This is a genomic window from Noviherbaspirillum sp., from assembly GCF_036846085.1.
In the GTDB taxonomy this organism is placed as follows: Bacteria; Pseudomonadota; Gammaproteobacteria; order Burkholderiales; family Burkholderiaceae_D; genus Noviherbaspirillum.
In genome coordinates, this window is record NZ_DAIUCO010000308.1 from 1 (window position 1) to 5,640 (window position 5,640).

8 protein-coding genes and 1 pseudogene are annotated in these 5,640 nt (G+C 56.5%); 5 read left to right on the plus strand and 4 right to left on the minus strand.

Annotated features, from left to right (window positions below; all coding sequences use genetic code 11):
• The 3 genes and pseudogenes from V7080_RS23270 to V7080_RS23280 all read left to right on the plus strand — a co-directional run.
• A pseudogene (locus V7080_RS23270) lies at positions 1 to 336 on the plus strand (preprotein translocase subunit TatB); the annotation flags it as partial.
• A gap of 184 nt (positions 337 to 520) precedes the next feature.
• Positions 521 to 841: a c-type cytochrome gene (locus V7080_RS23275; protein WP_334190760.1), complete on the plus strand. Its 321-nt coding sequence runs from the start codon at positions 521 to 523 to the stop codon at positions 839 to 841.
• Between the two features lie 12 nt (positions 842 to 853).
• A complete protein-coding gene (locus tag V7080_RS23280; RefSeq protein WP_334190761.1) occupies positions 854 to 1,201 on the plus strand; it encodes a c-type cytochrome in 348 nt (115 codons plus the stop codon).
• Positions 1,202 to 1,289: 88 nt separating this feature from the next.
• Here the strand turns inward: V7080_RS23280 and V7080_RS23285 are convergent, their stop codons facing one another.
• The gene (locus tag V7080_RS23285) at positions 1,290 to 1,712 is read right to left on the minus strand and encodes a DUF1841 family protein (protein WP_334190762.1); all 423 of its coding nucleotides are present in this window, start codon (positions 1,710 to 1,712) and stop codon (positions 1,290 to 1,292) included.
• Between the two features lie 143 nt (positions 1,713 to 1,855).
• Between V7080_RS23285 and V7080_RS23290 the strand changes: the two genes are divergently transcribed.
• Positions 1,856 to 2,437, plus strand: a complete 582-nt coding sequence (locus V7080_RS23290; protein WP_334190763.1) for a malonic semialdehyde reductase — start codon at positions 1,856 to 1,858, stop codon at positions 2,435 to 2,437.
• Between the two features lie 33 nt (positions 2,438 to 2,470).
• On the opposite strand, the gene nth is transcribed toward V7080_RS23290, so the two are convergent.
• Together nth and rsxB are read right to left on the minus strand one after the other, a co-directional pair.
• A complete protein-coding gene (gene nth, locus V7080_RS23295; protein ID WP_334190764.1) occupies positions 2,471 to 3,121 on the minus strand; it encodes an endonuclease III in 651 nt (216 codons plus the stop codon).
• Positions 3,118 to 3,882, minus strand: coding sequence for an electron transport complex subunit RsxB (rsxB, locus tag V7080_RS23300; RefSeq protein ID WP_334190765.1), 765 nt, complete (start codon positions 3,880 to 3,882; stop codon positions 3,118 to 3,120). Before rsxB ends, nth begins: the two co-directional genes overlap by 4 nt.
• Between rsxB and V7080_RS23305 the strand changes: the two genes are divergently transcribed.
• Positions 3,881 to 4,018, plus strand: coding sequence for a hypothetical protein (locus V7080_RS23305; RefSeq protein WP_334190766.1), 138 nt, complete (start codon positions 3,881 to 3,883; stop codon positions 4,016 to 4,018). The two genes, rsxB and V7080_RS23305, sit on opposite strands and share 2 nt — an antisense overlap.
• Before the next feature lie 36 nt (positions 4,019 to 4,054).
• On the opposite strand, the gene V7080_RS23310 is transcribed toward V7080_RS23305, so the two are convergent.
• Positions 4,055 to 5,290, minus strand: a complete 1,236-nt coding sequence (locus V7080_RS23310; RefSeq protein ID WP_334190767.1) for a polyhydroxyalkanoate depolymerase — start codon at positions 5,288 to 5,290, stop codon at positions 4,055 to 4,057.
• Between the last annotated feature and the right edge of the window lie 350 nt (positions 5,291 to 5,640).

A 5,640-nucleotide genomic window follows, 5' to 3' on the forward strand; every position in this document is an offset into this window, starting at 1 on the left:
GTCACGCTGTCCACCGGCGCGTTGACCGCCGCCGCCGTGAGTCTCGGCTGGGATGTATTTGCGACAGCGCCATTTTGGCAGGCCGTGGGCGGTGTGCTGCTCATCGGATTGTTGAACGTCGGCGTCGCATTCAGCTGCGCCTTCATGCTTGCATTGCGCGCCCGCGATGTGCCGCGACGGGTACGTCGCCGGGTGTTGAAGGCGCTGGTCCTTCGACTCGCCGCCGCACCGCGGTCGTTCCTCTGGCCGGACAAGCCGGGACCGGCTGTCGGTACCGTGCGCAGCAGGCAGGAGGAAACCCTGGAGCAACGCAAACAACGGCGAACAGGGTCATGAAGCGCGGGCGCATCCGGCCATCAGTAGATTCGGCGTGGACTGCGCGCCGCTGTTAAGGTAGAATTAAGCGTTTTTGGTGCAGCGAAGCAACTCTCAATGGTTGTATAAATTCCTGAATAAATCCGAATATGCCATGAGCCGTCACCGCACCGAGCCAGTTTCGCATTAATTATCCCCAGAAATCATGAAAAAACTATTTGCGCTTCTCGCGCTTGCGAGTGCCGCCAACTTCGCTGCAGCCGCAGATGTAGTAGGTGACGCTAAAGCTGCCGGCAGCAAGGTTGCAATGTGTATCGGCTGCCATGGCATTCCGGGTTACAAGGCGACTTTCCCCGAGGTGTATCAGGTCCCCATGATTGGCGGACAGTCTGCGAAGTACATTGAGAGCGCGCTGCGTGCTTATCAGAAAGGCGAGCGCAAGCATCCGTCGATGCGCGGTATCGCCGCCGGCCTGTCGGATCAGGACATTGCCGACGTCGCCGCCTACTACTCTCAGCAGAAATAAGGGACGGTCACCATGAAGAAAATGTTTGCAGGCGCCATGGCTTTGGCTGCCCTCGTTTCGCTGAACGCATTTGCGGGCGACATTGCTGCCGGCAAGGCAGCGGCCGACAAGTACAATTGTTTTTCCTGCCACGGCAAGGACTACAACACGCCGATCGATCCTACTTATCCGAAGCTGGCAGGCCAGCATGAGGATTATCTCCGCCAGGCTCTCATCAGCTACCAGCGTGGAGCCGATGGCGCGAACGGCCGCGGCAACGCGATCATGGTCGCCCAGTCCAAGCCGCTGTCACGCAAGGACATTGAGAATATCGCAGCCTATCTGCACAGCCTGCCGGGCTCGCTGGTTCTGCGGAAATAACTTCCGTCGTCGACGCAAGTCGATCATCCAAAAAGCCACGGTTCGCCGTGGCTTTTTGTTTGCCCGGTCGGACTATCGATCGTCCGGGCTACCGGCGCTTCACGCATTCAATGTAGGCAGCGCCATCCGGCGGCAAGCCGCTGCGTTGCGAATTCCAGATCATTTCACCCAGGCATTCCATCATCTGGTGATGGGCTTCATGCTCGGACCCCAGGCGGTGGGCAAGCGCGGTAAAAGCCGCACGAATGCCCGGCGGCTGGTCGATCGATATCTGCTCCGCGATCGACAGATGCATCGATAGATGCAGGAAGGGGTTGCTCTGGCCGCGTTCCACCGAGTAATCGGCCGCCAGTGCCTCGTCCACATTCGCAAGCGCATCGGCGTATTCACCATGTTGAACGATCCAGTCACGGGCGACTGCTTCAAGCGGCGTCAGGATTTCCTTCGCCTGATCCTTGCGGAAGGTTTCGCAGAAAAAACGGCGCACATCATGCTGTGAGGGATTGAACATATTCCTGATATCAAAATGGGAGTCGGTTGCAATTGATTCTACGTTGCCGAAAACGGTGGCCATGGGTTTCGATTAAGATAAGCACGGACTGTCGCATCACAAGTGCGAAAGGATCTTTTCAACCATTCACCCATGGGATTTTCATGTTGAACGACCAGGCTTTGGATACCTTATTTCGCAACGCACGCACGCACAACGGCTGGATCGACCGGCCAGTATCGGACGAACAGCTAAAACAAATCTACGACCTGATGAAATGGGGCCCGACCTCCGCCAATTGCTCGCCTGCCCGGATCGTTTTCGTCAAGACGGCCGACGCCAAGGAAAAACTGCTGGCGTGCATGGATGCCGGCAACATCGCCAAGACGCGCTCCGCGCCAGTCACAGCCATTCTGGGCATGGACATGGAGTTTTACGAAAAGCTTCCCAAGCTTTTTCCGCATACTGACGCCCGGTCGTGGTTTGCCGGCAACCAGCCGAAAATCGAAACCACCGCATTGCGCAATGCGTCCCTGCAAGGCGGATACTTCATCTTGGCGGCCCGTGCCGTCGGACTGGATTGCGCACCGATGTCCGGGTTCGATGCCGATGCAATCAATGCCGCTTTCTTCGCCGGTACGCCGGTCAAGGCAAACTTCGTCTGCAGCCTCGGCTACGGAGATACCACCAAGCTGCATGCGCGCGGACCGCGGCTGGCGTTCGAGGAGGCATGCAAGATCGCCTGACCCGAACCAGCCCGAATATGAACCGCGCCGTCTCTACACCGCTTTTGTCGGCAAAGGTGTTTTAGGCTGGTATTCGCACAGGTCCGCAATGATACAGTTCCAGCATTGCGGCGTACGGGCGACACAGGTATAGCGCCCGTGCAAAATCAGCCAGTGATGCGCATCGTGCCTGAACTCCTCGGGCACCACTTTCAATAATTGGAGCTCTACCTGGTCGACGTTCTTGCCGGGCGCAAGCCCGGTGCGGTTGCTGACGCGGAAAATATGGGTATCGACCGCAATGGTTGGTTCGCCAAATGCCGTATTGAGAACGACGTTGGCGGTCTTGCGGCCGACTCCCGGCAGCGCCTGCAAGTTCTCGCGTGAACGGGGTACTTCTCCACCATGCTTCTCAAGCAGGATGCGGCATGTTTCGATGACGTTTTTCGCCTTGTTCCGGTAGAGCCCGATCGTACGGATGTACGAGGTCAGTTCATCGACACCCAGCGCATGGATCGCCGCCGGTGTCGACGCCACGGGGAAGAGATTGCGGGTCGCCTTGTTCACCGAGACGTCGGTCGCCTGTGCCGAAAGAATCACGGCAACCAGGAGTTCGAACGGGGTCGTGTATTCGAGTTCGGTCGTCGGGTGCGGATTGGCAGTGCGGAACCGCCGGAAAATCTCCACGCGCTGGTCGGCTTTCATCGCTTGTCTTCGTTTTGTTGTTCCAGTCGGGTATGGACTTCATGAATCTGCTTGCGAACCGAGCGCGACACATCGTTCATGCCGGTCGATTGTGACGCCGGAAGCGCAGCCATCTGTTCTTTTTTCTGGCGGGCTCTTTCCATCGCTGCCTGGATGATGGCTTTCTTGCGCTCCTGGGCGGCCTGCTCTTCCGGTGTGGCGCATGATTCCGCTTCAGCCTGCCTGAGTTTTGCCGCCGCCTTTGCCGCCAGCCGGGCGTCGTTTTCTTCTTTCTCCCGCCGCAGCCGGAAAACGCGGAACTGGTGCCGCTTGCGCGCGTCCTCCGCCTGCTGCTGTGACCATGCATCCCACCCGGTCTTTCCCGTCGTCACTTCCACCATCGCGATGCAGTCGACGGGGCAGGGCGCAACACACAGATCGCAACCGGTGCAAAGATCAGCAACCACCGTGTGCATCAGCTTGGCTGCGCCGACAATGGCATCAACCGGGCATGCCTGGATGCACAAGGTGCAGCCTATGCACAGCGTTTCATCGATCACCGCGACCTGGCGCGGACGCTCGATGCCATTTGCAGGATTCAGCGGAATAACGGGTTTTTCGAGCAGGGCAGCCAGTTTTCTTATCCCGTCCGCGCCTCCGGGAGGGCATTGGTTGATCTCGGCCGTGCCCTCGGCGATGGCTTCCGCGTAAGGGCGGCACGCCGGATAGCCGCATTTCGTGCATTGGGTCTGCGGTAGCAGATCCTCAATGCGGTCGGCCATGGATGTGGGAGTCGAAGAAAACACGGGTGCAGGTTCAAAGGTAAAACGGGATTATCCGGGCAAACCGGCCGCGCTTCAAATGAAAAAGCCGTTTGCCCTGGCGGGAAACGGCTTTTTCGGTCAGGCCTTCCAGTGAAACCGGTGCCTGTCCTTCAGATGCGGACGCCGGAATTCAGGAATGTGCCTGAATGAACGCGCCGATTTTCGGGCAAATCACATCACGCCAGCGCCGGCCGGAGAAGATGCCGTAGTGACCGCATTTCGGTGCCGTGAAATGCTGTTTCTTCGCTTTCGGGATGCTGGAGCACAGGTCATGTGCCGCCTGTGTCTGGCCTGAACCGGAAATATCGTCAAGCTCGCCTTCAATCGTGAACAGGGCAACGTTCTTGATGTCCTGCGGACGCACCAGTTTGCCTTCGACTTCCCATGTGCCCTTCGGCAGATGGAATTCCTGGAAGACCGTCTTGATGGTTTCAAGGTAATACTCCGCCGGCATGTCGAGCACGGCATTGTATTCATCATAGAACTTGCGATGTTCTTCAGCCGACTCGTTGTCGCCTTCCCGCAGGTGCATGTAGAAATCCCAGTGGCTTTGTGCATGCCGGCTTGGGTTCATTGCCACGAATCCGGCATGTTGCAGGAAGCCAGGATAGACCTTGCGTCCGAATCCCGGATAGTTTGCAGGCACGCTGTAGATGACTTTCGTCTCGAACCACGAGAAAGGCTTTTCAGTGGCCAGGTTATTGACCTGAGTAGGCGATTTGCGCGGATCGATCGGACCGCCCATCATCGTCATCGTCTTCGGCAGCATCGGGTCGTTCGCGGTTGCCATCAATGCAATTGCCGCCAGGACCGGGACGGTCGGCTGACAGACTGAAATCACATGCAGATCCGGTCCGAGCTTGCGGATGAAATCCTGCACATAGTAGATGTAGTTGTGCAGATGGAATGGGCCTTCGGAAAGCGGGACCATGCGGGCATCGGTCCAGTCGGTAACGTATACATCATGACTGGAGAGCAAGGCCCGGACGGTGTCGCGAAGAAGCGTCGAATGATGGCCGGACAAGGGCGCAACCAGCAGCACGGTCGGCTGTTTGGTATCCGCGAACTGCTTGTCGCTCAAGTCTTTCTTGAAGTGAATCAATCGGCAGAACGGTTTGGTCTCCTCGACCAATTCGAATACGCCGACCTGCTTGCCATCGACGGCAACGCTTTTAATGCCGAACTCGGGTTTTTCGTAATCCTTGCCAAGGCGATAGACCAGTTCGTAACCAGCGGCGATTCGCTGGGCGAAGGGTGTGTGGGCCAGTGGAGACACCGGATTGGTGAACAATTTGGCGGACGCTTCCGCCCATTGGATGAGGGGGCTTAAAAACGTGCGATTAAGTTCATGAAATTGGTAAAGCATATTGCCCTCTATCAAGTAATCCAAGTCGCAGGGTATTGTCCTGACAAACCTGCTTTGCTGCAATGCATCAAATGCAATTTTTCAATAGTTTCCAAGAATAATCACTGAGTCGCTCATGCACTTTGTTGTATCCGCTGTTCGTAACTCATGATGCAATTGTTGAGCAATATCAATGTTATTGACCAGCAACATATCACGAAAGTCGATACATCACGCGTGATTGGTCGAAAACTAAACTCTGATTACCAGATGGATGCAACGCCTCGCACTTGCAAGATACTGCATATCTTGTAGTTTTGTTTAGATCAAACAATAAACAAGTAATGAATCAATCGAAAATCTAGTGATGT

Excerpts from the sequence above, each read along its gene's own strand:
- V7080_RS23290 (WP_334190763.1), top strand. The coding sequence starts at position 1,856 with ATGTTGAACGACCAGGCTTTGGATACCTTATTTCGCAACGCACGCACG.
- V7080_RS23275 (WP_334190760.1), top strand. The coding sequence starts at position 521 with ATGAAAAAACTATTTGCGCTTCTCGCGCTTGCGAGTGCCGCCAACTTC.
- V7080_RS23285 (WP_334190762.1), bottom strand. The coding sequence starts at position 1,712 with ATGTTCAATCCCTCACAGCATGATGTGCGCCGTTTTTTCTGCGAAACC.
- rsxB (WP_334190765.1), bottom strand. The coding sequence starts at position 3,882 with ATGGCCGACCGCATTGAGGATCTGCTACCGCAGACCCAATGCACGAAA.
- V7080_RS23305 (WP_334190766.1), top strand. The coding sequence starts at position 3,881 with ATGGATGTGGGAGTCGAAGAAAACACGGGTGCAGGTTCAAAGGTAAAA.
- nth (WP_334190764.1), bottom strand. The coding sequence starts at position 3,121 with ATGAAAGCCGACCAGCGCGTGGAGATTTTCCGGCGGTTCCGCACTGCC.
- V7080_RS23310 (WP_334190767.1), bottom strand. The coding sequence starts at position 5,290 with ATGCTTTACCAATTTCATGAACTTAATCGCACGTTTTTAAGCCCCCTC.
- V7080_RS23280 (WP_334190761.1), top strand. The coding sequence starts at position 854 with ATGAAGAAAATGTTTGCAGGCGCCATGGCTTTGGCTGCCCTCGTTTCG.